23 protein-coding genes and 4 tRNA genes are annotated in these 25,609 nt (G+C 38.7%); 24 read left to right on the top strand and 3 right to left on the bottom strand.

Annotation, left to right across the window (positions count from 1 at the left end; all coding sequences use genetic code 11):
* Window positions 1-31 precede the first annotated feature (31 nt).
* From ACWM35_RS22235 to dnaB, 9 genes are all read left to right on the top strand, one after another.
* On the top strand, window positions 32-2,014 hold the full coding sequence (locus tag ACWM35_RS22235) for a molybdopterin-dependent oxidoreductase (RefSeq protein ID WP_454821089.1): 1,983 nt from the start codon (window positions 32-34) through the stop codon (window positions 2,012-2,014).
* A 130-nt stretch (window positions 2,015-2,144) separates the two neighbouring features.
* The gene (ychF, locus tag ACWM35_RS22240) at window positions 2,145-3,245 is read left to right on the top strand and encodes a redox-regulated ATPase YchF (RefSeq protein ID WP_454821090.1); all 1,101 of its coding nucleotides are present in this window, start codon (window positions 2,145-2,147) and stop codon (window positions 3,243-3,245) included.
* Window positions 3,246-3,400: 155 nt separating this feature from the next.
* The gene (gene rpsF, locus ACWM35_RS22245; protein WP_454821091.1) at window positions 3,401-3,691 is read left to right on the top strand and encodes a 30S ribosomal protein S6; all 291 of its coding nucleotides are present in this window, start codon (window positions 3,401-3,403) and stop codon (window positions 3,689-3,691) included.
* Window positions 3,692-3,761: 70 nt separating this feature from the next.
* Entirely contained in the window at window positions 3,762-4,304 is a 543-nt protein-coding gene (gene ssb / locus ACWM35_RS22250) for a single-stranded DNA-binding protein (RefSeq protein ID WP_454821092.1), read from the top strand.
* A gap of 49 nt (window positions 4,305-4,353) precedes the next feature.
* A complete protein-coding gene (gene rpsR / locus ACWM35_RS22255) occupies window positions 4,354-4,593 on the top strand; it encodes a 30S ribosomal protein S18 (protein WP_024030263.1) in 240 nt (79 codons plus the stop codon).
* Between the two features lie 112 nt (window positions 4,594-4,705).
* Window positions 4,706-5,647, top strand: coding sequence for a YybS family protein (locus tag ACWM35_RS22260; RefSeq protein WP_454821093.1), 942 nt, complete (start codon window positions 4,706-4,708; stop codon window positions 5,645-5,647).
* 24 nt (window positions 5,648-5,671) lie between these two features.
* On the top strand, window positions 5,672-7,645 hold the full coding sequence (locus ACWM35_RS22265; RefSeq protein ID WP_454821094.1) for a DHH family phosphoesterase: 1,974 nt from the start codon (window positions 5,672-5,674) through the stop codon (window positions 7,643-7,645).
* Complete coding sequence (gene rplI / locus ACWM35_RS22270) at window positions 7,642-8,091, top strand: 50S ribosomal protein L9 (RefSeq protein ID WP_454821095.1); 450 nt, start codon at window positions 7,642-7,644, stop codon at window positions 8,089-8,091. Before ACWM35_RS22265 ends, rplI begins: the two co-directional genes overlap by 4 nt.
* Window positions 8,092-8,225: 134 nt before the next feature.
* Window positions 8,226-9,578, top strand: a complete 1,353-nt coding sequence (dnaB, locus tag ACWM35_RS22275) for a replicative DNA helicase (protein WP_454821096.1) — start codon at window positions 8,226-8,228, stop codon at window positions 9,576-9,578.
* Window positions 9,579-9,886: 308 nt separating this feature from the next.
* On the opposite strand, the gene ACWM35_RS22280 is transcribed toward dnaB, so the two are convergent.
* On the bottom strand, window positions 9,887-10,837 hold the full coding sequence (locus tag ACWM35_RS22280) for a nuclease-related domain-containing protein (RefSeq protein WP_454821097.1): 951 nt from the start codon (window positions 10,835-10,837) through the stop codon (window positions 9,887-9,889).
* Window positions 10,838-11,038: 201 nt separating this feature from the next.
* Here ACWM35_RS22280 and ACWM35_RS22285 point away from each other — a divergent pair, with 201 nt between their 5' ends.
* The 14 genes from ACWM35_RS22285 to rlmH all read left to right on the top strand — a co-directional run bounded on the left by ACWM35_RS22285 (window position 11,039) and on the right by rlmH (window position 22,723).
* Window positions 11,039-12,331, top strand: coding sequence for an adenylosuccinate synthase (locus tag ACWM35_RS22285; protein WP_454821098.1), 1,293 nt, complete (start codon window positions 11,039-11,041; stop codon window positions 12,329-12,331).
* A 132-nt stretch (window positions 12,332-12,463) separates the two neighbouring features.
* Window positions 12,464-12,539 (top strand) — tRNA-Lys (locus tag ACWM35_RS22290).
* Window positions 12,540-12,555: 16 nt separating this feature from the next.
* Window positions 12,556-12,627: transfer RNA gene (locus tag ACWM35_RS22295), tRNA-Glu, on the top strand.
* A gap of 69 nt (window positions 12,628-12,696) precedes the next feature.
* A tRNA-Asp gene (locus tag ACWM35_RS22300) sits at window positions 12,697-12,773 on the top strand.
* 8 nt (window positions 12,774-12,781) lie between these two features.
* Window positions 12,782-12,854 (top strand) — tRNA-Phe (locus ACWM35_RS22305).
* Window positions 12,855-13,339: 485 nt separating this feature from the next.
* Window positions 13,340-14,797 (top strand): peptidoglycan DD-metalloendopeptidase family protein, encoded by a 1,458-nt coding sequence (locus tag ACWM35_RS22310; RefSeq protein WP_454821099.1) that lies wholly within the window; start codon window positions 13,340-13,342, stop codon window positions 14,795-14,797.
* A 270-nt stretch (window positions 14,798-15,067) separates the two neighbouring features.
* Complete coding sequence (yycF, locus tag ACWM35_RS22315) at window positions 15,068-15,778, top strand: response regulator YycF (RefSeq protein WP_454821100.1); 711 nt, start codon at window positions 15,068-15,070, stop codon at window positions 15,776-15,778.
* Window positions 15,779-15,786: 8 nt separating this feature from the next.
* Window positions 15,787-17,610, top strand: a complete 1,824-nt coding sequence (walK, locus tag ACWM35_RS22320) for a cell wall metabolism sensor histidine kinase WalK (RefSeq protein ID WP_454821101.1) — start codon at window positions 15,787-15,789, stop codon at window positions 17,608-17,610.
* A complete protein-coding gene (locus ACWM35_RS22325; RefSeq protein ID WP_454821102.1) occupies window positions 17,607-18,929 on the top strand; it encodes a YycH family regulatory protein in 1,323 nt (440 codons plus the stop codon). Before walK ends, ACWM35_RS22325 begins: the two co-directional genes overlap by 4 nt.
* Window positions 18,916-19,707, top strand: a complete 792-nt coding sequence (locus ACWM35_RS22330; RefSeq protein WP_454821103.1) for a two-component system regulatory protein YycI — start codon at window positions 18,916-18,918, stop codon at window positions 19,705-19,707. The genes ACWM35_RS22325 and ACWM35_RS22330 overlap by 14 nt, the downstream gene beginning before the upstream one ends.
* A gap of 6 nt (window positions 19,708-19,713) precedes the next feature.
* Window positions 19,714-20,508 (top strand): MBL fold metallo-hydrolase, encoded by a 795-nt coding sequence (locus ACWM35_RS22335; RefSeq protein WP_454821104.1) that lies wholly within the window; start codon window positions 19,714-19,716, stop codon window positions 20,506-20,508.
* Between the two features lie 123 nt (window positions 20,509-20,631).
* Window positions 20,632-21,867, top strand: coding sequence for a S1C family serine protease (locus ACWM35_RS22340; protein WP_454821105.1), 1,236 nt, complete (start codon window positions 20,632-20,634; stop codon window positions 21,865-21,867).
* 116 nt (window positions 21,868-21,983) lie between these two features.
* The gene (locus ACWM35_RS22345; protein WP_454821106.1) at window positions 21,984-22,142 is read left to right on the top strand and encodes a CxxH/CxxC protein; all 159 of its coding nucleotides are present in this window, start codon (window positions 21,984-21,986) and stop codon (window positions 22,140-22,142) included.
* Window positions 22,143-22,243: 101 nt separating this feature from the next.
* The gene (gene rlmH, locus ACWM35_RS22350) at window positions 22,244-22,723 is read left to right on the top strand and encodes a 23S rRNA (pseudouridine(1915)-N(3))-methyltransferase RlmH (protein ID WP_454821107.1); all 480 of its coding nucleotides are present in this window, start codon (window positions 22,244-22,246) and stop codon (window positions 22,721-22,723) included.
* A gap of 85 nt (window positions 22,724-22,808) precedes the next feature.
* On the opposite strand, the gene ACWM35_RS22355 is transcribed toward rlmH, so the two are convergent.
* Window positions 22,809-23,288, bottom strand: coding sequence for a PAS domain-containing protein (locus tag ACWM35_RS22355; protein ID WP_454821108.1), 480 nt, complete (start codon window positions 23,286-23,288; stop codon window positions 22,809-22,811).
* A 432-nt stretch (window positions 23,289-23,720) separates the two neighbouring features.
* Here ACWM35_RS22355 and ACWM35_RS22360 point away from each other — a divergent pair, with 432 nt between their 5' ends.
* A complete protein-coding gene (locus tag ACWM35_RS22360; protein ID WP_454821109.1) occupies window positions 23,721-24,077 on the top strand; it encodes a nucleotide excision repair endonuclease in 357 nt (118 codons plus the stop codon).
* Between the two features lie 116 nt (window positions 24,078-24,193).
* On the opposite strand, the gene ACWM35_RS22365 is transcribed toward ACWM35_RS22360, so the two are convergent.
* Entirely contained in the window at window positions 24,194-25,285 is a 1,092-nt protein-coding gene (locus tag ACWM35_RS22365; protein ID WP_454821110.1) for an HD-GYP domain-containing protein, read from the bottom strand.
* Window positions 25,286-25,609 lie beyond the last annotated feature (324 nt).

Consider the following 25,609-nt stretch of genomic DNA (forward strand, 5'->3'; position numbering starts at 1 on the left):
AGAAAAAGAGAAATTTGTTGGGGGTGGTGAATTGGCTCAGATTTTTAAATCAGCTTGTCCTTTGAATTGCTGGGATAGCTGTGGATTTCATGTTACGGTTGAAAATGACACCGTTGTAAAAGTAGAGGGTGATCCATCCCACCCTATCACAAAGGGGAAAATCTGTGGTCGGGGGCGTATGCTTGAGACTAGGACCAATTCGGCAGAGCGGCTCCACTATCCTTTGAAAAAGGTAAATGGAGAGTTTATTCGAATATCCTGGGAGCAAGCACTTGGCGAGATTGCCCAGAAAATGATGGAGATAAAAGCGCAGTATGGCTCAACCGCTGTCCTGCATAGCCACGATTACGCAAACAATGGTATCTTGAAAAATCTCGACCAACGATTTTTTAACAGCTTTGGCGGGGTAACAGAATTGTACGGTTCCCTTTGCTGGGGAGCAGGGATTGAAGCACAAAAATGGGATTTTGGCGACGCCTACAGTCACGAACCAGAGGATATTTTCCAAAGTAAGAATATCGTCATTTGGGGGAGAAATGTGGCACGAACGAATATGCATTTTTATGAAAAGCTGCTTGAAGCAAAGAAACAAGGAGCTAATCTTTATGTGATTGATCCTCTGTTTAATGCCACGGCAAAAATCGCTCATAAATATATATCCATTAAACCGGGGATGGATGGGATTCTCGCTGCAGGAATCATTAAGGAGATTCTCCGTTTAGGTCTGGAGGCTCGTGAGTTTATTACCTATCATTCACACGGATTTGAGGATTTAGAAGAGTTACTAGCGACAATGAGTATCGAGGAAATAAGTGTTATGACGGAGGTACCACTGGAGACAATCACTGAATTGGCAATGGTCTTTGCTGATAAACCTACATCTACCTATATGGGGCTTGGCCTCCAGCGTTATCAAAATGGCGGGAATACGATTCGCCTGATCGACGCACTTGCAGCCGTAAGCGGCAATATCGGTATACCTGGGGGTGGTGCAAATTATGCGAATCTCCAGGTCGGCCAAAGTTTTGATGTTGGTAATTTGACAAATCTCGATCGAAAACCAAATGGGCGGCAATTTTCCATTATGAGGCAGGCAGAAGATGTGCTGTCTACAGTCGATCCTGAAATAAAAATGATTGTCGTTACCTGTGGAAATCCATTAACACAGGTACCTGATTCGAATCGAGTGGAACAAGCTTTCTCTTCCGTTGACACCCTTGTGGTTATTGAGCATTTTATGACGGATACAGCGAAGCTGGCGGATTATGTGCTGCCAACAACAACCTCTTTTGAAGAAGAAGATCTATATTATTCTTCCATGTATCATCATTATGTTAATTACGGACCTCAATTAGTCTCAGCACCTGGCGAAGCAAAATCAGACTTATGGATTTGGACACAACTAGCAGAAAAGCTTGGCTTCGGGGAAGAGTTTGAGTTAACAAGAGAAGAGTGGCTTGAAAGGTCATTAGAATCTTTAGCTAAGAAAGGTTTGACTTTGGAACAGCTTAAAGATAAACATACTTTAGAGCTTCCGGTAGAGCGGATACCTTGGGAGGACCGAAAGTTTAAAACGCCATCAGGCAAATTTGAATTTACATCTCCGCAAGGGAAATTAACGCTGGCGCTGCCAACTGAATCAAAATGGAGCAATCCAAACCTGGCTGAAAAGTACCCATACAGTCTTTTAACGATTCATCCAATGCGATCCAATCATTCACAAAACTATCACCTCTTACCTGCCAAACCCCAATTAAAAGTTGAGGTTTCTGAAAATATTGCACAAGAAAAGAAATTGCAAAATGGTGATTATGTAAGGGTTTGGAATGGACGCGGTGAAGTAAAGGGTTATGTCACCGTGTTAGCAAAGGCTCATCGTAATACGATTAATATTGATGAGGGAATATGGAAACAGTTTGGCGGCTCCGTCAATAATCTAACTGCTAGCCGAGAATCTGATAATGGTATGGGAAGTACGTTGTATGATTGCCTTGTGAATATTGAAAAAATCTAACTGCCGCAAGTAGCGGCAGTTTTTATATGCCTTGTCTTTTCAGCAACATATCTCTATAATTGTGAGAGGATTTTTAATTAAATTGGAAATTATTTTTTTATGAAAATAGATTTTTTGAGGAGTGTTATGTATGGCTTTAACTGCTGGTATTGTGGGATTGCCGAACGTTGGTAAGTCTACTCTATTTAATGCAATTACACAGGCTGGAGCTGAATCAGCCAATTATCCATTCTGTACCATTGATCCAAACGTAGGGATTGTTGAAGTGCCTGACCACCGCTTAAATAAATTAACAGAACTTGTTCAGCCGAAAAAGACCGTTCCGACGGCATTTGAATTTACCGATATCGCGGGAATCGTTAAAGGGGCAAGCAAAGGAGAGGGCTTAGGAAACAAGTTCCTTTCGCACATTCGTGAAGTAGATGCGATTTGCCAAGTAGTCCGCTGTTTTGCTGACGAAAATATCACGCATGTATCTGGAAAAGTCGATCCTATTTCCGATATTGAAACAATCAATTTAGAGCTTATCCTTGCTGATATGGAAACGGTTGAAAAACGAATTGGCCGTGTTGAGAAATTAGCTAAGCAAAAGGATAAAGATGCAGCGTATGAATTCGAAGTACTTTCCATGCTACGTGAAGCGTTTGAAGCCGGCAAATCTGCTCGTACCGTAGAATTTACCGAAGAACAAATGAAGGTAGCTAAAATGCTTCATCTTTTAACGATTAAACCTGTTCTTTATGTAGCAAATGTAAGTGAAGACGAAGTGGCTAATTCAGCTGATAATGAATATGTCCAAAAGGTTCGCGAGTTTGCGGCAACAGAAAATGCGGAAGTAATCGTGGTTTGCGCAAAAATTGAAGAAGAAATCGCTGAACTTGAAGGCGAAGAAAAGCAAATGTTCCTTGAAGAGCTTGGAATTGAGGAATCAGGTCTTGATCAATTAATTCGTGCTGCTTACAACTTGCTTGGATTAGCAACGTATTTCACTGCTGGTGTGCAGGAAGTTCGTGCATGGACATTCAAACATGGCATGAAAGCACCACAATGTGCTGGAATTATTCACTCTGACTTTGAACGCGGATTTATTCGTGCTGAAACAGTTTCATATGATGACTTATTAGCAGCAGGAAGCCATAATGCCGCTAAAGAAGCTGGTAAGGTCCGTTTAGAAGGTAAAGAATACGTAGTAAAAGACGGAGACGTTATTCATTTCCGCTTTAATGTCTAATTAGGGAAAGCCTTGCGGTTCAGCAAGGCTTTTATCTTTAATGGGAAACGACATTGCTTTTGTAAAATATCTATGATATAATTTCAACTTGTGAGTAATGAATAATTGCTCCTTGCCCTCACAAGGGCCGTTTAGACCAAAAGGAGGTGACTGTGATGAAAAAGTACGAAATCATGTACATCATCCGCCCAAATATTGAAGACGAAGCGAAAAAAGCTGTTGTTGAGCGTTTTAACGGAATTCTTCTTGAAAATGGTGCGGAAACTGCTGAAACAAAAGATTGGGGTAAGCGTCGTTTAGCTTACGAAATCAATGATTTCCGTGATGGTTATTACGAAATCGTTAAAACAAACTCTTCAGCTGCTGCAGTACAAGAATTTTCTCGTCTTGCAAAGATCAGCGAAGATATCATTCGCCATATCGTAATTAAAGAAGAAGATAAATAAGATCATATAAATTTCTGGTTGTAAGTGTTTCACATGAAACATTTTCCTGGGAGAAAAGGAGTTGATTCTGATGATGAATCGTGTCGTACTTGTGGGCCGTTTAACAAAAGATCCTGATTTGCGTTATACACCAAATGGGGTTCCTGTTGCTACCTTTACTTTAGCTGTTAATCGTCCATTTTCTAGTCAATCAGGTGAGCGAGAAGCAGACTTCATTAACTGTGTTGTTTGGCGTAAACCGGCTGAGAATGTGGCGAACTTCTTGAAAAAAGGCAGTTTAGCAGGTGTTGATGGCCGAATTCAAACCCGCAACTATGAAGGACAAGACGGTAAGCGTGTCTATGTAACAGAGGTGCAAGCTGAAAGTGTCCAATTCTTAGAGCCTAGAAACGCTTCTGGCGGCGGTGGTAATCAAGGCGGTAATGATTTCTACGGTGCCCCTCCAAGAGAACCTCAAGGGAACTCTTATGGCGGTGGCGGCGGTTATCAGAATCAGCGCCCTAACTCTAACCAAAATAATAACAATAATAATAAAGGTTTTACACGTGTGGATGATGATCCATTCGCAGGAAATGGTCAAATCGACATCTCTGATGATGATTTACCATTCTAAGAAACCTTTTTTGAACGTAATTGATTAAAAAATAAAGGAGGGAATTTTCATGGCAGGAGGACGTAAAGGCGGACGCGCAAAACGCCGTAAAGTGTGTTATTTCACAGCAAATGGTATTTCTCGCATCGATTATAAAGATGTAGATTTACTTAAGAAATTCATCTCTGAGCGTGGAAAGATTTTACCACGTCGTGTAACTGGTACAAGCGCTAAATATCAGCGTAAATTAACAGTTGCAATCAAACGTGCACGTCAAATGGCATTATTACCATTCGTTGCAGGTGAATAAATAAAACGATGGCAGCAGGGGTTTATCCCTTGCTGCCTTTTTCATTATTATTGAATACCTGTCAGTATGTAGCTAAAATTAAAGATAGGATTGTAAAAATAGAGGTGAAGTAGTGAAGAATGTTCGAAAATTAACCGAAGGTGCTGTTCTGTTAGCGGCCTTTGCTGTACTCTTATTAATATCGATTTATGTCCCATTAATCGGTGCGATTGTTGTATTGTTTTTGGCTGTCCCTTTTATCATATTTGCAGCAAAAAATGATTGGAAAAGTATCGGTGTCTTTGTGATTGCGGCAATTCTCCTGTCGCTGATCATTGGTTCCTTGCTGTCACTTCCATTGACGTTAGTTTATGGGACAACTGGCTCGGTCATTGGTTTCCTAATTCAAAAACAGAAGTCAAGAATCGCAGTTTTAATAACAGGAACCCTTGTCTTTCTAGTGGACACGATTATTATTTATGCGGTAAGTATTGCTTTTTTCCAAATTGATATCATTAACCAAATGATTGACGGAATGCAGGATTCATTAACGATGTCCGCTGATTTGCTGAAGAATTTCAGCAATGAACAAGATACAGAGAAAGTTATGAAGCAATTTACAAATGGTTTAGCACTAATTAAAACGCTGATTCCTACATTATTCGTGCTATCCTCCTTCCTGTCTGTCTTCATTATTCAATTGGTGTCATATCCAATTGTAAAGAGATTTGGTATTTCTATTGAAAAGAGGAAATCCTTTAAAGACATAACTCTACCGAAAAGCGTGTTGTGGTATTTCCTGTTTACATTGCTTGCTAGTATGTTTTTAAATCCAGAGGAAGGTACATATTTATACACGGCGATCATCAATCTAACTTATATCTTGCAATTTTTAATGATATTTCAAGGATATACGTTCCTTTTTTCCTTTTTCCATCAAAATGGGTTGTCTAAATCGATATCAGTTATCATCGCAATTGTTACTTTCATCATCCCGATATTTCTTTATATAATTGGGATATTAGGTATAATTGATTTAGGATTCGATTTAAGGAAAAAATTAAAAAAAGAGTGAACTACTGTTTAGGAGCTGAAAACTTTGCCTGCATTTATCGAAAAGCGCTCGATTCGTTACCCCTTTTTCGGGTTAATTGTCATTACAGTGGTGCTGCTCATTGTCTTGGCCTATTATAATTGGTTCCTAAGTTTAGCAGGACTTCTCTTCGTGATTCCTCCGCTGTATTATATGATTGTCATTGAATCACGCCAACGAAAAGAGATGGAGGAATATATCTCAACTCTTTCCTACCGGGTAAAACGGGTTGGCGAAGAAGCACTATTGGAGATGCCAATTGGAATTATGCTTATTAATGATGAGTATTTTATTGAATGGACAAATCCATTTCTTTCTTCTTACTTTGATGAAGATACCTTGATAGGTAAATCACTGTATGAGGTCGCTGATACTTTAATTCCGCTGATTAAACAAGAAGTGGAAACAGAGGTTATCACCCTTCATGAAAGAAAATTTAAGGTGATCCTGAAAAGTGAAGAAAGACTGCTTTACTTTTTTGATGTAACAGAACAAAAAGAAATGGAAAAAATGTATCATGAAGAACAAACAGTCATTGCAATTATTTTCTTGGATAATTATGATGATCTAACACAAGGTATGGATGACCAAATGCGCGGCAGCATTAACAATATGGTTACCTCCACCCTTAATAAATGGGCTCAGGACAATGGTATTTTCTTGAAAAGAGTCTCTTCAGATCGATTTATTGCGGTATTTAGTGAGGGGATTCTCCATTCACTTGAAAAAGGAAAATTCACTGTCCTTGATGAAGTAAGAGAGATGACTTCTAAGCAAAATGTCTCCTTTACTTTAAGTATTGGTGTTGGTGCAGGTACAACCTCCTTACCGGAGCTAGGCGTGTTAGCTCAATCGAGCCTTGATCTTGCCCTTGGAAGGGGTGGCGATCAGGTTGCGATTAAACAGCCAAATGGCAAAGTGAAATTCTTTGGCGGAAAAACGAATCCAATCGAGAAACGGACAAGAGTAAGAGCCCGTGTTATCTCACATGCCTTAAAGGATTTAATTACAGCCAGTGATAAAGTCATTATTATGGGTCATAAAAATCCTGATATGGATTCGATTGGTGCTTCCATCGGGATTTATAAGGTTGCACAAATGAACCAAAAGGATGCCTATATCGTTTTGAATGCTCAAGAAGTGGATGGAGCAGTCCAAAGACTGATGGATGAAATCCGCCATCAAGAGCAATTATTCTCACGTTTTATTGGGCCGGAAGAAGCACTGGAAATCTCAACAGATAAAACGTTATTAGTTGTCGTAGATACCCATAAACCATCCCTCGTCATTGAGGAACGATTGTTAAATAAGATTGATCATGTTGTGGTTATTGACCATCATCGACGCGGAGAAGAATTTATTGATAATCCGGTTCTCGTTTATATGGAACCTTATGCTTCCTCTACTGCGGAGCTTGTAACCGAATTTCTTGAATACCAGCCAAAACGCGGTAAAATAGAGATGATAGAGGCAACGGCACTACTAGCAGGAATTATTGTCGATACTAAGAGCTTCACGCTTAGAACAGGAGCTCGAACCTTTGATGCTGCTGCTTATTTAAGAGGACAAGGGGCAGATACGATTCTTGTTCAAAAGTTCCTCAAGGAAAGTGTCGATACGTATATCAGAAGAGCAAAGTTAATTGAATCCGTTTCCTTTTTCCGCGATGGAATTGCAATTGCGAAGGGGAATGAAATTGAGTTTAATGACCAGGTACTTATTGCGCAAGCAGCAGACACGCTGCTAACGATGGATGGTGTCGCGGCCTCATTTGTCATTGCTAGGAGAAGTGAAGGTGTCATTGGCATCAGTGCTAGGTCTCTAGGTGCTGTAAATGTCCAAGTCATCATGGAAAGCCTTCAAGGTGGTGGACATTTGACCAATGCAGCTACACAGCTTAAAGGGATTTCAATCCTCGAAGCTGAAAGACAATTGAAGCTGGTCATTGGAGAATATTTGGAAGGTGTGAACAAAGAATGAAAGTTATTTTTCTAAAGGATGTTAAAGGAAAAGGCAAAAAAGGTGAAATTAAAAACGTAGCAGATGGCTATGCACATAATTTTTTAATTAAGCAGGGCTTGGCGATTGAAGCCAATAATGCGAATGTTAGTACACTAGAAGGTCAAAAAAAGAAAGAAGACAAGCGCGCAGCTGAAGAGTTAGCTGAAGCTAAAAAGTTAAAAGAAACGATTGAAAAAATAACGGTTGAATTATCTGCAAAAGCTGGCGAAGGCGGACGTTTATTTGGTTCAATCACGACAAAGCAAATTGCTGAAGAATTGCAAAAGAAACATGGAATCAAAATTGACAAGCGCAAAATGGAATTAGAAGATGCGATTCGAACGCTTGGCCATACAAAGGTTCCAGTTAAACTTCATCATGAAGTTTTGGCGACCTTAACGGTTTCTGTAAAAGAAGTAAAGTAATTACCAGTTCAAATTTGAGATAAACATGATAGAATATAAAAAGTTGAGCAATGGATATGAATGTGGTCGGTTAAAAAGCTGATCACTTTTTCTTATTGTTTTTATCCTCTTAAGAATGGGAGGTTTTTAATAGAATGAGTGATTTATTTGCAGATCGTCTGCCACCGCAGAATATTGAGGCCGAACAAGCTGTGTTAGGGGCCATTTTTCTAGAACCATCCTCTTTAACAACGGCTTCAGAATTACTAATTCCAGAAGATTTTTATCGTGCAGCCCACCAAAAAATCTTTCATGTGATGATGAAATTGAACGATGAAGGAAAAGCAGTCGACCTTGTAACGGTTACGGAGGAGCTGGCTGCAACTAAGCTCATCGAAGATATCGGCGGTGTCAGTTATTTAAGTAGTTTAGCAGGTTCAGTTCCAACTGCTGCAAATATAGAGTACTATGCAAAAATCGTAAATGAAAAGTCATTACTTAGAAAATTGATACGCACAGCGACCAATATTGCTACCGATGGATATGCTCGCGAAGATGAAGTCGATGCCCTCTTAAGTGAAGCAGAAAAAAATATTATGGAGGTTGCCCAGCGTAAAAACGTCGGGGCGTTCCACAATATTAAAGATGTGCTTGTGCGGACTTATGACAATATCGAAGTGATGCACCAGCGTGTTGGTGATATCACCGGACTTGAGACAGGCTTTATTGATTTGGACCGGATGACAGCTGGATTCCAGCGAAATGACTTAATCATTGTCGGTGCCCGTCCTTCCGTAGGTAAAACAGCCTTTGCCTTAAATATTGCCCAAAACGTTGCCCAAAAAACGGGTGAAAATATTGCCATCTTTAGTCTCGAGATGGGTGCAGAGCAGCTAGTCATGCGTCTTTTGTGTGCTGAGGGAAATATTGATGCACAAAGGCTTCGTACTGGTTCCCTTACAGATGATGACTGGGGCAAGCTAACGATGGCAATGGGGAGCTTGTCGAATACGGGGATTTTTATTGATGATACTCCTGGTGTGCGGATAAGTGATATCCAGTCTAAATGCCGCCGTCTTAAACAGGAGCATGGATTGGGAATGATTTTGATTGATTACTTGCAGCTGATTTTAGGTAGCGGCCGTTCCGGCGAAAACCGTCAGCAGGAAGTATCAGAGATCTCACGTTCCCTTAAGCAATTAGCCCGTGAGCTTCAGGTGCCAGTTATCGCTCTGTCTCAGCTTTCCCGTGGTGTCGAGCAGCGTCAGGACAAGCGTCCAATGATGTCCGATATCCGTGAATCAGGTTCGATTGAGCAGGATGCTGATATTGTTGCCTTCTTATATCGTGATGACTACTATGACAAAGAATCCGAGAATAAGAACATCATTGAAATTATCATTGCCAAACAGCGTAACGGTCCAGTTGGAACGGTACAGCTGGCGTTCGTTAAGGAATACAATAAGTTTGTTAATTTAGAAACCCGGTACGACGCTCCGGGGGCGTAGAAGCTGGCCAATTTTTTTGGCTGGCTTTTTTCGATAGATTTGTAGAGATATTATAACTTACTTTTGGAGAATCATTCCGGTGGATGAAGGAAAATTGAGTTTATCGGAAAGAAACTGGGAGAATCATTCCGATGGATGAGGAGAAATAGAGTTCATCGGAAAGAAATTAGGAGAATCATTCCGATGGATGAAGGAATATAGAGTTCATCGGAAAGAAACTGGGAGAATCATTCCGGTGGATGAGGAGAAATAGGGTCCATCGGAAAGAAACGAACCGAATCATTCCGATGAATTAGGAAAAATAGAGTTCAGCAGAAAGAACCATTATAAAAGGTATTATTTTTATCATTCTTTATTATATAATTTGATTTTCTCCCTTTTTCTACATGAATGAAATGCTTCGATAATACCCTCCAAATTGTTTTTTTAGATTTCATCCCCCCACACCATTCATATATATCCTTTACAGTGACTTTCCTGTCAGGAAATAACAGCATATATTCCTTCACATTCCTCAAGACAACTTCATCGACTCCCTCTATACATCCACAACTATTACAAATACATAAGTCCTTCCCAATATCAAAATAAAGCAAGTAACATTTAGGGCAGAAAAGTCCTCTTTTTAATGTTTCAAACTTATAGGATGGTACTCGCGAATAAGGAGAATCGACGATGTGGAGGGCAGCGAGTTGCTGAGCTAAATTATGATATCGTTGAATTAATTTGACTGGACGCATGTTTAACTTTTTTAAAAAGCGATCTAATTGAGATGGAAAAATAAGAGTAGTATTGATTGTGGTTATATATAAATGAAATTCGGGGTTATTAAAAATGAGATAGGATTCAGTTGGATAGTTGTAGCCGAGGCTGAGAAGTAGTTTTCGGAACAAGGTTTCACATCTGCTCAGTTGATGCAGTGGATTTTTCAAGTTAGGATTTGTTTTTGTAAACCATTTATCATCTTCAAGATAATAGTCACCTTCGTAATATTTTACATCCAATAAGTAGATCTTTTCATTTGCAATGATCAACGTATCAATTTGAAATCTTGAACCGTCATATTCAAGCAATAAACCATGTAGTACAAGCAATTGATCATTTAGTCCTTTTAGCCATTCGTCGCTTTTTAATTCGCCTTCATATCCTTTTTGACGGACTTTAAAGTTAGTCATTTCACTTTCTGATAGTTGCATTCGCGCTAGTAATACTCTAAAAATAAGTAAATCCAATGGTATTGGCCGCTCTTGAATAACCATATTCCACATCCTTAAATATTATTTTGACTAAATTACACCTCTATTTTATGAAAAATAACTCAAATATACAAGATTGATATTTTACGAACATATTTTAATATGTTAATATAAATCGTTCGTGTTTTATTGACTTTTACCCCTAATAGTTGTTAAACTTGTGAGTGGGAAAAAGATTTTCGTATTTAATTTGGAGGTGCCTTTATGTCATCAGTAGTGGTTGTGGGGACACAATGGGGAGACGAAGGGAAAGGCAAGATTACCGATTTCCTTTCAGAAAATGCAGAAGCAATTGCACGTTATCAAGGCGGGAATAATGCAGGTCACACGATAAAGTTTAACGGTGAAACGTATAAATTGCATTTAATTCCTTCAGGGATTTTTTATAAAGAAAAAATTTGCGTAATTGGCAACGGAATGGTTGTTGACCCGAAGGCGCTTGTTACTGAACTTGCCTATTTACATGAAAAGGGAATTTCAACTGACAATCTTCGAATCAGTAACCGAGCTCATGTTATACTTCCATACCACTTAAAGTTGGATGCATTAGAGGAAGAAAGTAAAGGTGCCAATAAAATCGGTACAACGAAAAAAGGGATCGGTCCTGCATACATGGATAAAGCAGCACGCGTAGGAATCAGAATTGCTGATTTGCTTGAGCGTGATGTATTTGAAGAAAAGCTGGAAAGAAATCTCGAAGAGAAAAATCGTGTATTCGAACGTATTTATGAAACAACAGGATTTACAAATGAAGAAATTTTAGATGAATATTATGAATATGGGCAGCAATTTAAGCAATATGTGTGTGATACATCTGTAGTATTAAATGATGCTCTGGACGATGGCAAACGGGTTCTTTTTGAAGGTGCACAAGGTGTTATGCTTGATATCGACCAAGGTACTTACCCATTTGTTACTTCTTCTAACCCAGTAGCAGGCGGAGTTACGATCGGTTCCGGTGTAGGTCCTTCGAAGATCACTCATGTGGTGGGTGTTTGTAAGGCATATACTTCCCGCGTTGGTGATGGTCCGTTCCCTACTGAACTGTTTGATGAGGTCGGCAATCAGATTCGTGAAGTTGGACGCGAGTATGGTACAACAACGGGTCGTCCGCGCCGTATCGGCTGGTTTGACAGCGTGGTCGTGCGCCATGCCCGTCGTGTAAGTGGGATCACTGACCTTTCCCTTAATTCCATCGATGTTTTAACGGGAATTGAAACATTAAAGATTTGTACAGCTTATAGCTATAATGGCGAATTAATTACAGAATATCCGGCTAGCTTAAAGATTTTAGCCCAGTGTGAGCCAGTTTATGAAGAACTACCAGGATGGACAGAGGATATCACCGGTGTGAAATCATTAGATGAGCTTCCGGCAAATGCACGCCATTATGTTGAACGTGTAACGCAACTTACGGGTATTCCGTTAACGACTTTCTCTGTTGGACCAGATCGTAATCAAACGAACGTAGTTCGCAGTCCGTGGAGACAAATTTAAGCAAACTCAAGCCCTCTAATTTGGAGGGCTTGAAAATTTTATGAATATTTTTTTGAAAAAGTATTGCATATCGCATAGTAACCATGCTATTATAAAAAGCGTCGTCACGAACGACTAATAAATAATAGTTTTGAGCCATTAGCTCAGTTGGTAGAGCATCTGACTTTTAATCAGAGGGTCGAAGGTTCGAGTCCTTCATGGCTCACCATTAGTTTCATAAGTATGGCCCCTTGGTCAAGCGGTTAAGACACCGCCCTTTCACGGCGGTAACACGGGTTCGAATCCCGTAGGGGTCATCGGCAATTGATTGTTGGTGAGAGACTGGCAAGCCCGGTTTACTCGCTAACGATCAATATTATTAATTCGGTTTGGTAGTTCAGTTGGTTAGAATGCCTGCCTGTCACGCAGGAGGTCGCGGGTTCGAGTCCCGTCCAGACCGCCATGATGAATGGCTCAGTAGCTCAGTCGGTAGAGCAAAGGACTGAAAATCCTTGTGTCGGCGGTTCGATTCCGTCCTGAGCCATCAAAAAGAGGCTTACACATCGTGTAAGCTTCTTTTTTTGTTTAATTCCCAAATAAATTTCGACAAAGCTAAACAATTTCATAGAATCGTCATAAAATTCGACATAAATCTTAGTGTAAAAATTCACTTTGTAACACTTTTGTAATATAAATTCAATTTTCTGTTACAAAAAAAATGCGGAACTAGTCCCGTTTTGTAAAATTACACCTATTCTATTGAACTAGGAAAAACGTTGATATATTAGTTATTTACTACTATTGTATTATTTAAGTAATGATAAATTTTTAGAAAAATCATTAAATTTAAATAAGTGCATTTGTAGTAAAATGTCAGCAATTATACAATTTTGTTACATTATCGATACTTAGCGTTATTTGTCAAAAATTTATGTTAGAGTAATAAAGGATATAAATGTGGGAAATTTCTTTCATAGATATAAAGTACTAGATTGAGAGAGTTGTTACCGTAGTTTAGGGAGGATTCCAATGTTATTTTTTAATAAAGGAAAGCAATCAAATAAATTAACGACAAAACGATCTCTGAAAATGGCAGTCATTTCTGCTTTAGCTGCATCCGTTTTTACATTTAGCAGCCCAGCGAGTGCCGCAGACACCGCGGAGTTTACAACTGTTTATCATGTATATTTGAATGGAACCTTCATCGGAACTGTTTCAAATAAAGATGTCGTTGAAAAAATGATGAATGAAAAAGTAGAGACGTTAAAGGAATCCTTTAAAGATAAGGATTTAAACATAGGCGTGCAGGTTGATTACATACGTGAACAAGTTTTCCGTTCAACTGCAAATAATCAAGAAACAGTCAGAAATCTTGAAAACGCTATCCAACTTCAAGTTGAGGCATCCGCGATTTCTATCGATGGAACTCCAATTGTTTACCTAGACAGTAAAGAAACAGCTGATGAAGTTATTAAAAAGCTTAAGCTACAATTTGTGTCAGAGGAACAATTAATTCAGCTTGAGGCTAGAAAAACGGCTGAAACTACTGAATTAACACCGCTTAAGGAAAACGAAACTCGTTTATTAGACGTTCGATTATCAAAAGAGGTTTCAGTTTTAACAGAAAAAGTTTCTCCTGAAAAAATCATGTCCGCAGATGACGCACTAAATCTTCTATTGAAAGGTACATTAGAAGAAAAGAAATATGTAGTCCAAGAAGGAGACGTGCTTGGAACCATTGCCAATGGTCATGGGTTAACTTTGGCAGACTTTTTAGCTTTGAATCCAGGACTTACGGAAGAAACCGTGGTTAATATCGGAGATGAAGTAAATGTTACGGCTCTAAAACCTTATATTGAGGTTATCGTTGATAAAGAAGTCAACCAAAAGGAAAGCGTTGCTTTTGTTAATGAAGTGGTTGAGGATGCTTCGATGCCAAAAGGCGAAACAAGCGTGAAGCAAGAAGGTCAAAATGGAGAACGCTTAGTTAACTATCTAATTTCAGAACAAAATGGGATAACGTTGAAAAAAGATGTGACGAGTGAGCAAGTGATCAAGCAGCCCGTTAATCATATTGTTGTAAAAGGAACGAAGGTTATTCCTTCCCGTGGAACAGGAAACTTGGCATGGCCAACGGTAGGCGGCTATATTTCTAGTCAACAGGGACAAAGATGGGGCAAACAGCATAAGGGAATTGATATCGCTAGACCAAGTAACCGAACCATTAAAGCAGCAGACAATGGTAAAGTAGTATCTGCTGGCTACGATGGTGGTTATGGTAATAAAATTGTCATCGATCATCAAAATGGATTGCGTACGGTATATGCGCATCTTGCATCAATTGATGTAAGTGTCGGTCAAACTGTTTCACAAGGATCTGCGATCGGTGTAATGGGATCAACAGGGAATTCAACCGGTGTGCATCTGCATTTTGAAGTATATAAAAATGGAGCACTGCAAAACCCACTGAATTATGTAAGTAGATAAATGGAATCATTAAAAAAAGGAGTCTCTAGTAATAGAGGCTCTTTTCTAATCTAGCTGCAGCGGCTAGGGGCTAGGGTCATAAGCCCCTGGACACTAAGGAATGCTACTTAGAGTAATCCTCGCAGGAACGAGCTGTGCTTGTTCCGAAGCCGCTTTCGCTTTTTGGCCCTGTTAAATACTACTAATAGATGAATTAACAGAAATAACATGGTAAAGTAAACTAGAGTATATATGTCTTTTATTAATTGACCAAACAAAGGAGCAATGGGTATGGAAAAGAAAATTCTCGTAGTAGATGATGAAAAACCGATTGCAGATATTTTACAATTTAATTTGAAAAAAGAAGGTTATGAAGTTTATTGCGCTTATGATGGGAACGAAGCCCTTACGATGGTTGAAGAAATTCAGCCGGATCTAATTCTTTTAGATATTATGCTGCCATTAAAAGATGGAATGGAAGTATGTCGTGAGGTTCGAAAAAAATACGAAATGCCCATTATCATGCTGACAGCCAAGGATTCGGAAATTGATAAAGTATTAGGCTTGGAGCTTGGAGCAGATGACTATGTAACAAAGCCTTTTAGTACAAGGGAATTAATTGCCCGCGTTAAAGCGAATTTACGGCGTCATCAAGTGGTTGTTTCTCAGCCAGATGCAGAGACTGAATCGGATGAAATTGAGATTGGTTCATTGGTGATTCATCCGAATGCTTATGTAGTTTCTAAACGTGGTGAAACGATTGAATTAACCCACCGCGAATTTGAATTACTTTACTATTTAGCTAAGCATATCGGACAAGTCATGACGAGAGAACATCTGCTGCAAACGGTATGGGGCTATGATTATTTTGGAGACGTCCGCACGGTGGATGTAACGGTCCGACGCCTGCGTGAAAAAATTGAGGATAATCCGAGTCATCCAACATGGATTGTAACGCGTAGAGGAGTAGGCTACTACTTGCGTAATCCTGATCAGGAGTAAAAGCCTTGATGAAAAAGGTTAGTATTTTTCGTTCAATTCATGTGAAATTTGTCATTATTTATGTCCTGCTAATTTTAGTTGCGATGCAAATTATCGGAGTTTATTTTGTAAGGCAGCTTGAAGAAACATTGCGGACAAATTTTCAAACTTCCTTAAAGGAACGCGTCAACTTGCTTGCATATAACGTTGTGGAAGAGATGGAAAAGAAACGGACCGAGGAGGATCCGACTCTCGAAGAGGATATTAAGAAAATCTTGAAGGACTTCGAATCGGGAGATATATCAGAAGTACAGGTAATTGAAGGCCGGTCACGGAAAATTATTGGTACATCTAATCCAAATCAAGTAGTTGTTGGTCAAAGGACAACACAACTGTTGATTACGCAATCGCTTAATTTAGAGGAAGATCAAAGTAAAATTTATATCGATAAACATAACGGTCATCGAATATGGGTGCTTTCAACGCCAATTAAGTCAGGGGAAAAAGTCATAGGGGCAATCTATATTGTGGCAAAAATTGAAAATGTCTTTGCCCAAATGAAAACCATTAATAAGATTTTCGTAACGGGAAATGTGATTGCTTTGTCGATTACGGCAATTTTAGGAATTCTACTGGCTCAGACGATCACCCGGCCGATTGCCGATATGAAAAAGCAAGCTCAAGCGATGGCCAAGGGGAATTTTTCTAGGAAAGTAAAAGTATATGGTCAGGATGAAATTGGCACTTTGGCCGTTACCTTTAATCATTTGACGAAAAAGCTACAGGAAGCACAGGCCATGACAGAAGGTGAACGGAGGAAGCTATCTTCTGTCCTTTCCTATATGACGGATGGGGTAATTGCCACGGACCGTAAAGGACGAGTGATTTTAATTAATGAGCCTGCTGCAGAAATGTTGAATGTTTCACGTGAAACAGTTCTATCGCAGCCAATCATTTCTTTATTAGGGTTAGAGGATACGAATACCTTTGAAGATTTGATAGAGGAAAATGATTCGTTAATTCTCGATTATAGTACAAAAAAGAAACCCTATATACTTCGTGCGAACATTTCAGTGATTCAAAAAGAAACGGGCTTTGTTAACGGATTAATTGCTGTCCTGCATGATATTACAGATCAGGAAAAAATCGATGCCGAGAGAAGAGAGTTCGTTGCAAATGTATCCCATGAATTAAGAACTCCTCTGACGACGATGAGGAGTTATTTAGAGGCGCTTGCAGATGGAGCATGGCAGGATGAAGCAATTGCCCCGAACTTCTTAGAGGTAACGCGGAATGAAACGGAACGAATGATTCGTCTAGTAAATGATTTGCTCCAACTATCGAAATTGGATAGTACGGATTATCGCTTGAATAAAGAGTGGGTTAACTTTGTTGAGTTTTTCCATCGAATCATTGATCGATTTGAGATGACAAAAGAGCAGAATGTCAGCTTTAATCGCAAGCTGCCAAACAAAACGATTTTTATTGAAATTGATGAAGATAAACTGACACAAGTTCTTTATAATATCATTTCAAATGCCCTCAAATATTCTCCAGAGGGTGGACAAGTCACATTCTCGGTTAAGGAAGAGGAAGATAATATTATTGTTAGTATTGCGGATCAAGGAATGGGGATTCCAAAGGAGAATATTGGAAAAGTCTTTGACCGCTTTTATCGAGTGGATAAGGCAAGGACCCGGCAATTGGGAGGTACTGGTTTAGGATTGGCAATTGCGAAAGAAATGGTCAATGTACATGGAGGAGCGATTTGGGCTGCGAGTGAAGAAGGAAAAGGAACGGTCATTTCCTTTACACTCCCGTATGAACAATCAGAAGAGGATGAATGGTCATGAAATATGAAAGTATTAAGTCCATGATATTAGTTGTTCTCATCTTGGTCAGTATTATTTTCACGTGGAATCTATGGACCTACCAGCCTAAATTTGATTTGATGGAAAGCAGCAATTATGTAAAAGAAGTCACCTTAAGAGAAAAGAAGGAACTGCAAAGGATCATTCAACCAGACCAAATCCTCTTTCATGTTAATGATCAGCATTTTGGAACCACTAGTTCGGATGAACTCAATAAGATGATGAAAGAAATTGGTAAGTGGTCGTTTTATGATGTGGAAAACCATACGGACAAAGTAGAGAACATGAAGGAATTAATCCATGGCAATGGTAAGGCAGAGATTATTTTTCCGGGAGAGGTCCCGATGGATATTTACCGAAATGTTCTTAAATTCGAGGAGAAAAAAATCCCTTCCTTCAATTTTGACCGAATGATTATTAATGTGGAGAATGCATCGAAAGAGGATGGGACCGTGTATTTTGTTTCTTCCGAACACCAGCAGGTCTATATCAGTCATGTCTCCCCATCATTACTAACTGAATTTAACAGGAACTTTTTCAAAAATGCAGATCGTTTACCGCGTTATTTTACCTTCGAGGCAAAGGATACACGTACTATTTTTATTCCTGAAGGAAAAGCGGAAATGATGGAGTCTAAATACTTGCCAGTCATCCTTAATTCAGAGGAGTTTAAAGAGGCACTCTTTAATGATCCAAGGTTTGTTCAAAGAAGCTTGCTTCAGCAAGGAGAGGAATATACCGACGATTCAAGCAAAATGACCGTCAGGTATGATACAAACAGGTTGGTTTACGTTAATCCGACGGTTGAAACGAATTATGTAGAAAACTCCTATGATTTATTAATGCGAAGCATTGACTTTATTAACGAACACGGAGGCTGGACAGACACCTATCGCTATGTGGAGAAGGATGAATTTAGCCGCTCGGTTACTTTCCGTCTTTATAGTATGGATGGTTTTCCCGTTTTTAATGAAAGAGGAATGACCGAGATCCAAGAAGTTTGGGGCCGCGATGAAATCAATAAATATGCTAGACCGATTATCTCACTGGAGCTTCCGTTAACAACGGAAATGGAAAAGGTAACTCTTCCATCCGGACAAGAGGCTTTAGCATATATTCAAAAGAAAAAGAACTTTAAGCCAGAATTATTAGAGGCATTGACGCTAGGATATCGGATGGAAAGGGATACAGATGAGAACAAGCTGGTCCTCTTAGAGCCTGCCTGGTTTTATCGATATAACCATGTTTGGCAACAAATCACGAATGATGATCTAGGGGGACTGCCAGGTGGATTGGAGTAAAATTAAAACCATTTTTATATTGACGTTTTTAATTTTAGATGTGTACCTATTGTTTCAATTCATGAAAATTCGTGACGCGAATAAATATGAAATCATAACAGAAGCATCCATTGAAGATAAGCTGAAGGCGGATGAAATTAAGTATGATGATCTGCCAAAGGCTCCAATTAAAGATCAATATCTTAGTGCAAAGCCGAAAATGTTTACCAAAGATGATCTAGCGAAGCTAAAAGGACAGACCTCACCATTGAAAGAACCCGCAGCAACACTTCAAGTAACTCTTGAGGAGCCGATCCAATTAAGTTCAAAGTTTGAGCAGGCTGAGCTCACCTCTTTTGTAAGAAATGATGTCTTGTATGGCGAGCAGTATCAGTTTTGGGAGAAAAATGACAAGAAGAATACCATTACGTACTTTCAACAATATGGGAATATGCTTTTATATAAAAATATTAGCGGGATGATTACTTTTTATATTAATAGTGATAACCAAATTTATTATTATGAGCAAACCTATCTAGAGGATATTGAAACACTTACGGCGAAAGAGGCCATCCTCCCTCCATTAAAAGCATTAGAGGCCTTGCATCAAAAGAATTTGCTAAAGCCAAAGAGTAAAATTACGAAAATTGAGCTTGGCTATTCAACCTTAATTCAATTAACCGCCTCACAAGCATTAGCCCCTACTTGGCGCTTTGTTGTTGATGATAAAGAAAGTCATTTTGTGAATGCATTTGAAGGGCAAATCATGCAGTTTGATGAAAATAGAAGTGTGGAGTGAAATAATATGTCGTTACAATATAGCATCTTAGCCAGCGGGAGTACGGGAAATGCGCTGTATGTAGAGTCAGATGAGCACTCCTTCCTGGTGGATGCCGGATTTAGCGGGAAGCAAATGGAGGCTCTTTTCCAGCAAATTGACCGTGATATTAGTAAATTAACAGGGATATTTGTGACCCATGAACACAGCGACCATATTAAAGGGATTGGGGTATTGGCCCGTAAATATCGCTTACCAATTTATGCAAATGAGAACACTTGGCGGGCAATGAACCATTTGGTTGGGGAAATTCCGACAGAACAAAAAATGGTGTTTAATACGGAAACGGTAAAAAGCTTTGGTTCTGTTGACATTGAATCATTTGGTGTATCGCATGATGCAGCAGAACCAATGTTTTATGTTTTTCATCAATCAGGGAAAAAATTAGTCCTCATAACGGATACCGGTTATGTTAGTGATCGGATGAAAGGAATTATCTCTAACGCGGATGCCTTTATCTTTGAATCTAATCATGATGTGCAGATGCTGAGAATGGGGAGATACCCTTGGAGTATTAAACGAAGAATTCTCAGTGATGTTGGACATGTCTCCAATGAAGATGCGGCACTGGCCATGAGTGAAGTCATAGGTGACAATACAAAGAGGGTGTATCTTGCCCATTTAAGTCTGGATAACAATATGAAGGATTTAGCAAGAATGTCGGTAGCACAAACCTTGCAAAGCCAAGGAATCATCGTCGGTGAACAAGTAGAGTTATACGATACTGATCCAAAAACACCTACAATTCTAACAGCTGTGTAGATGAAAGAGTGAAGATACATACGTATCTTTGCTCTTTTTTAATAAAAATCTTTTACAAAGAGTATAATTGTTACGATAAGGTAGAATAGAAAATAGAAGTTTTTTATTGGGAGGCACGTGAAAATGGGCTACTATGATGATCATTCACCGGCGCGGTATCAAAAGCAAAAGGGAAACAGAGGGGGTTTTTTGATTGCTAGCATTGTCGGTGCAATTCTTGGTGCAATGCTAGTGGTAATATCAATTCCAGCTCTTTCAAATCAAGGATTTCTCCCCTATAATATTCAGCCGAACCAAAATCAGCCAGCTGAGACGAATGGTAATAATCAAAGTAATTTCGTTCAGCAGCAAGTTTCTTATGATGTTAACACGGATATTACCAAGGCGATTGATAAAGCAGCAGATGCTGTAGTTGGAATCAATAATATTCAAACGGCTAACTTTTGGTATGATGAGGCTGGGGCAAGTGAAGATCCAGCAGGTACGGGATCAGGTGTTATTTATAAAATGGCGGGAAATAAGGCTTATGTTGTAACGAATCAGCACGTAGTTGAAGGTGCGACACAGCTAGAGGTCACCTTAAATGACGGGACGAAGATTCCAGCAAAACTCCTAGGCGGCGATATTTGGACGGATTTAGCGGTCCTTGAAATTGATGCTGAGCAGGTGAAAAAGGTGGCGGAATTTGGTGATTCCGATGCGATTAAAATGGGCGAGCCTGTGATGGCAATTGGGAATCCTCTCGGAGCAACCTTCTCTGGTTCCGTAACCCAAGGGATTATTTCAGGTATTAACCGAACGATTCCTGTTGATATCAATCAGGATGGCCTTATGGATTGGCAGGCGGAGGTGCTACAGACAGATGCAGCGATCAATCCGGGGAATAGCGGTGGCGCTTTAATTAATATTGCTGGTCAAGTCATTGGAATTAATTCAATGAAAATTGCTGAAAGTGCTGTCGAAGGAATTGGTCTTTCCATCCCCATCAATTATGCAAAACCGATTATTGATGATCTCGAGCAATTTGGTGTGGTGAAGCGTCCGTATATGGGAGTTGATCTTAAATCGGTAGCAGAAATTCCTGGATACTACCAGGAGGAGGCTCTTAAGTTACCTAGAGACATTACCCATGGAGTCGCGCTACGGCAAGTTATCCCAAATTCACCAGCGGATCAGGCAGGTTTGAGAGAACTGGATGTTATTGTTGAGTTAGACGGTGAAAAAATCAATGACGTCATTGATTTAAGAAAACATTTGTACCAAAAGAAGAAAATTGGCGAGCAAATGAATATTACCTATTACCGTGAAGGAAAACGGGAAACAACGAAAATGACATTGGCGGAAGATCGATCTGAATAGGTGAATGAGTAAACAGGAAGGTTATACTCCTTCCTGTTTTTATTTGTGGTATTATGTTTTTTTGAAAGCTAATAATAAAGACAAAGAAGAATATTTGTAAAAAAGGGTGAAAAGAAATGATTTATTGTTGCGAGGAACACGTGGAGCTAGCGTTAGAAGCGGTTGTGGATGAATTTGAAACATTTCCACTTTTATCAAAAATAGATGTGGATAATTTATCAACAGGCTGTGAATATTGCCAAAATCCAGCCGCATATATTGTGGCGAACAAATAATCCCATACAAGATGTGGATAAAAAATGTGGACATGTGGATAACTTTTGTGGATATCTTGTTTGTAAGCTGTTTGTAATATAAAAAAAGAGGGTTGTGGATTGTGAATATCTCAATTGTCACGGTTGGCAAATTAAAAGAAAAATACCTAAAACAAGGAATTGAAGAATATTTAAAACGATTATCGGCCTATGCAAAGGTAGAGGTTATTGAGGTTGCGGATGAAAAAGCACCAGAGGTTTTAAGTGAACTGGAAATGGTTCAAGTAAAGCAAAAAGAGGGAGAACGAATTCTGGGGAAAATCAGTCAGGATACATATGTAATTGCGCTGGCGATTCAGGGGAAGATGCAATCTTCCGAGGAGCTTGCTGATACTCTCGATAAATTAGCAACGTACGGAAAAAGTAAAATTGCCTTTATTATCGGGGGATCATTAGGACTGAGTGAGGAAGTGTTGAAGCGTGCAAATGAACATCTTTCTTTTTCGCGAATGACCTTCCCACACCAACTGATGAAACTCATTTTAGTGGAACAAATCTACAGGGCGTTTCGGATTAATCGGGGTGAACCGTACCATAAATAGAAGCAAAGGTTATATAAAGAAAAACACATTGGATCCCCCGATCCAATGTGTTTTTCAATAGACTCTCAAATTGAAATGATATTTTTTATTCAGTCTTAACAGCTTTAAATTCGCTAATAGTTTCAGGAGTGTGTATACCTTCTTTTCCTTGGAAAAGGTCGATATTAACGGTCACATCCATACAACCAAGGTATTTTCCGTTTTCATCACGTACTGCCATGAATTTTTGATAAATTTGACCAGTTTCTTCACCTGAGCGTTTTGGAAACCAAAATTCCCATTCGTCGCGTGCTCCTGATCTGAAATCATTCAACAATTTTTCAACGTGATGAGCCACTTTTGGGTGAAGCTCAAGCACAGGGCGACCAATGGCTTCTTTACGGCGACCATGGACACGGTCCGGATTATTTGAATACCAGCGGAAAATATCGTTAGCATCACAAAAGCCCATTTCAAATGGTAAAAGGTTGATAATTGAATCCAAAGTGCTCGCTTTAATTGCACCAGTTTCAAAATTAATGATAGCTTCAGGACTAATTAGTTCTGATAATTTATTTTCAGACATTTATTACACTCCTTTATGCAATCTCTCTTTTTTGAAAAAAATGTATCGTACAAATATAAATACTCTATTTATAGGTGATTATTATCTAAGCTCATTATTTATGATAGCATTAATAATGATTGCGAATTGTGATTTATCTCACATGTATTCGAGGCGCGGAGAACTTTACCACGGTTCGCCCCCTGATTTAAACGTCGTTTGTTATTGGAATAGAAATAAAAAATACATTTCAAAGGTGATGTGAATAACTCTGAAGTTGAAGGGAAAAATGGAGGAAGGAAACTGCTGGATTCACACACTCTCTCTTCCAAAGTATGGTGCTCTTTTTCTAGAGCTAGTGGAAGACCCATCAACGTATCATAAGTAAAAGAGGTTATTTATTGAAAGTTATGATAGCATTTACAGAGAGATCGTAGAAGGAAGTGAATGTAAGTGATAAACATAACCATTCCAGAACCAAGTGTTACTATTACCAAACAGAAAAATCCTGAGCTTAGTAATATTTACGGGTTTACTGATTTCCATCTTATCCCAAGGGATAAGGGTGGTATTTTTATGTTTTATAATCATAACGAAGAGTTATTATTTGTTGGTAAAGCAAGGAAGTTGAGACCTAGAATAAAAAAGCATTTTGAGGATACGGTATCCCCAATCAAAATGCATAGAGATGAAGTCACTAAGATTAAGGTTTGTGTCATTGAAGACCCTGTTCATAGAGAAATTTACGAAACGTATATAATTAATGAACTCAAGTCAAAATACAATATAGACAAGGTGTTTTTTAGATAAAACTTCATTAAAAAAGGCAATAGGTACAGTCAAATAAGACCAAACCTATTGCCTTTATTAAATTTTTAAAACTAGCACTTTGTGAAAGGATATACACAGAGATTCATTACTCTTCATTACATCACTACATCACTATATACGATATTGGAAGTTAAATTTGTTAACATATCGATATCATGTATTTCTGATTCCTTTAAAGCTTCTCCATCTTTTTCGATAATACGAATGATTGGGCGTTCTGGAAAATTATCATTATTTTTAACTACAAAGCCCGTTTCACCAGTACTTAGTGTTACTGTTATACCAACAGGATACATAATGACTGATTTTTTAAAAATTTGGACCAATTCCGTTTCAAAATGTGTGCCCGCACCACTATAGAGAATTTCAAAACCTTTGTGTGGCAACATTGCTGGTCTATATGACCGACTCGATGTGACTGCATCATATACATCTGCTACAGCCATTATTTTTGCATAAGGATGAATATCTTCCCCTTTTAATCCTTGTGGATACCCAGTGCCATCTATTTTTTCATGGTGTTCAAATGCACAACGGGCCGCCAATGTAGGTATTTCATGCTGCTTATTTAAATATTCATAACCCTCTGATGTGTGTGTTTGAATAAGTTGAAACTCCTCTGCTGTTAATTTCGCTGGTTTGTTTAAAATTTCAATTGGAATTACCATTTTACCAACATCATGCAGTAATCCACTTATCCCTAATTGAACTAAATCTTTCGGCCTAATCCCTGCGTTTATGGCTAATTGCAAAGTATAGACCATTACATTAAATGAATGATTGTATAGATAATTGTCATATACTTGTACCGATGTCATTAAATTCAATGTTTTTTTGTTTGATAGAAGTTCGGATAACACATCATCACATATATTTTGAAATGATTTTAAATTTTGTTGGTTAAATCTACGAGTCAATTTTAAATTAGATTTCAAACTGGTGAAGGAAGTTTGTATTTCTACTAACGACCTTTGTTTTAATTCGTGTGAAATACTAAAATCCTCTATTAAACCATCGCTATATTTGTCTTTTACATAGACCGCAAAAATACCAAGATGTCTTAATCTAGAAATGGTTGCATCCGTTAATTTATAACCCACTGCTAGTAAAACTAAGCCATTGCTATCATAAATTGATTTGGCTAACTCAGTCCCTTCTTTACACCTGCTTAATGATACTAACCTCACACTATACCGTCTCCTATTAATCACTTTATGAAAGTGTACATACCTTATTCTCAATATTACATTATAAATTAATCAAATAAAAAAAAATATGCTAAAACTTACATCAATTAAAACTTGAAACCTCATTTAGATTCATAAAGGAAAGGGAAGTTCCAAAAGCTAACTTTCTGGATCTAATTTTTATTTAAGGGGAGAAACACGTACCCGTCAATTCACTGAAAGTCGTCTATAACCAGGCACTACACCGAGCGCCATTCAGAGATTCTTGGGGATTTTCAGTCTATAAAGGGAAATACTATAGCAGTAAACCTTGGTGAGGTGGTT

The sequence above is a fragment of the Neobacillus sp. K501 genome (assembly GCF_053749995.1).

Coding starts and splice junctions, on each gene's coding strand:
- walK (WP_454821101.1), top strand. CDS start 15,787: ATGAAAAAGGTTAGTATTTTTCGTTCAATTCATGTGAAATTTGTCATT.
- ACWM35_RS22335 (WP_454821104.1), top strand. CDS start 19,714: ATGTCGTTACAATATAGCATCTTAGCCAGCGGGAGTACGGGAAATGCG.
- rplI (WP_454821095.1), top strand. CDS start 7,642: ATGAAAGTTATTTTTCTAAAGGATGTTAAAGGAAAAGGCAAAAAAGGT.
- ACWM35_RS22285 (WP_454821098.1), top strand. CDS start 11,039: ATGTCATCAGTAGTGGTTGTGGGGACACAATGGGGAGACGAAGGGAAA.
- ACWM35_RS22345 (WP_454821106.1), top strand. CDS start 21,984: ATGATTTATTGTTGCGAGGAACACGTGGAGCTAGCGTTAGAAGCGGTT.
- ACWM35_RS22310 (WP_454821099.1), top strand. CDS start 13,340: ATGTTATTTTTTAATAAAGGAAAGCAATCAAATAAATTAACGACAAAA.
- ssb (WP_454821092.1), top strand. CDS start 3,762: ATGATGAATCGTGTCGTACTTGTGGGCCGTTTAACAAAAGATCCTGAT.
- ACWM35_RS22355 (WP_454821108.1), bottom strand. CDS start 23,288: ATGTCTGAAAATAAATTATCAGAACTAATTAGTCCTGAAGCTATCATT.
- yycF (WP_454821100.1), top strand. CDS start 15,068: ATGGAAAAGAAAATTCTCGTAGTAGATGATGAAAAACCGATTGCAGAT.
- ACWM35_RS22325 (WP_454821102.1), top strand. CDS start 17,607: ATGAAATATGAAAGTATTAAGTCCATGATATTAGTTGTTCTCATCTTG.
- ychF (WP_454821090.1), top strand. CDS start 2,145: ATGGCTTTAACTGCTGGTATTGTGGGATTGCCGAACGTTGGTAAGTCT.
- rpsF (WP_454821091.1), top strand. CDS start 3,401: ATGAAAAAGTACGAAATCATGTACATCATCCGCCCAAATATTGAAGAC.
- dnaB (WP_454821096.1), top strand. CDS start 8,226: ATGAGTGATTTATTTGCAGATCGTCTGCCACCGCAGAATATTGAGGCC.
- rpsR (WP_024030263.1), top strand. CDS start 4,354: ATGGCAGGAGGACGTAAAGGCGGACGCGCAAAACGCCGTAAAGTGTGT.
- ACWM35_RS22340 (WP_454821105.1), top strand. CDS start 20,632: ATGGGCTACTATGATGATCATTCACCGGCGCGGTATCAAAAGCAAAAG.
- ACWM35_RS22280 (WP_454821097.1), bottom strand. CDS start 10,837: ATGGTTATTCAAGAGCGGCCAATACCATTGGATTTACTTATTTTTAGA.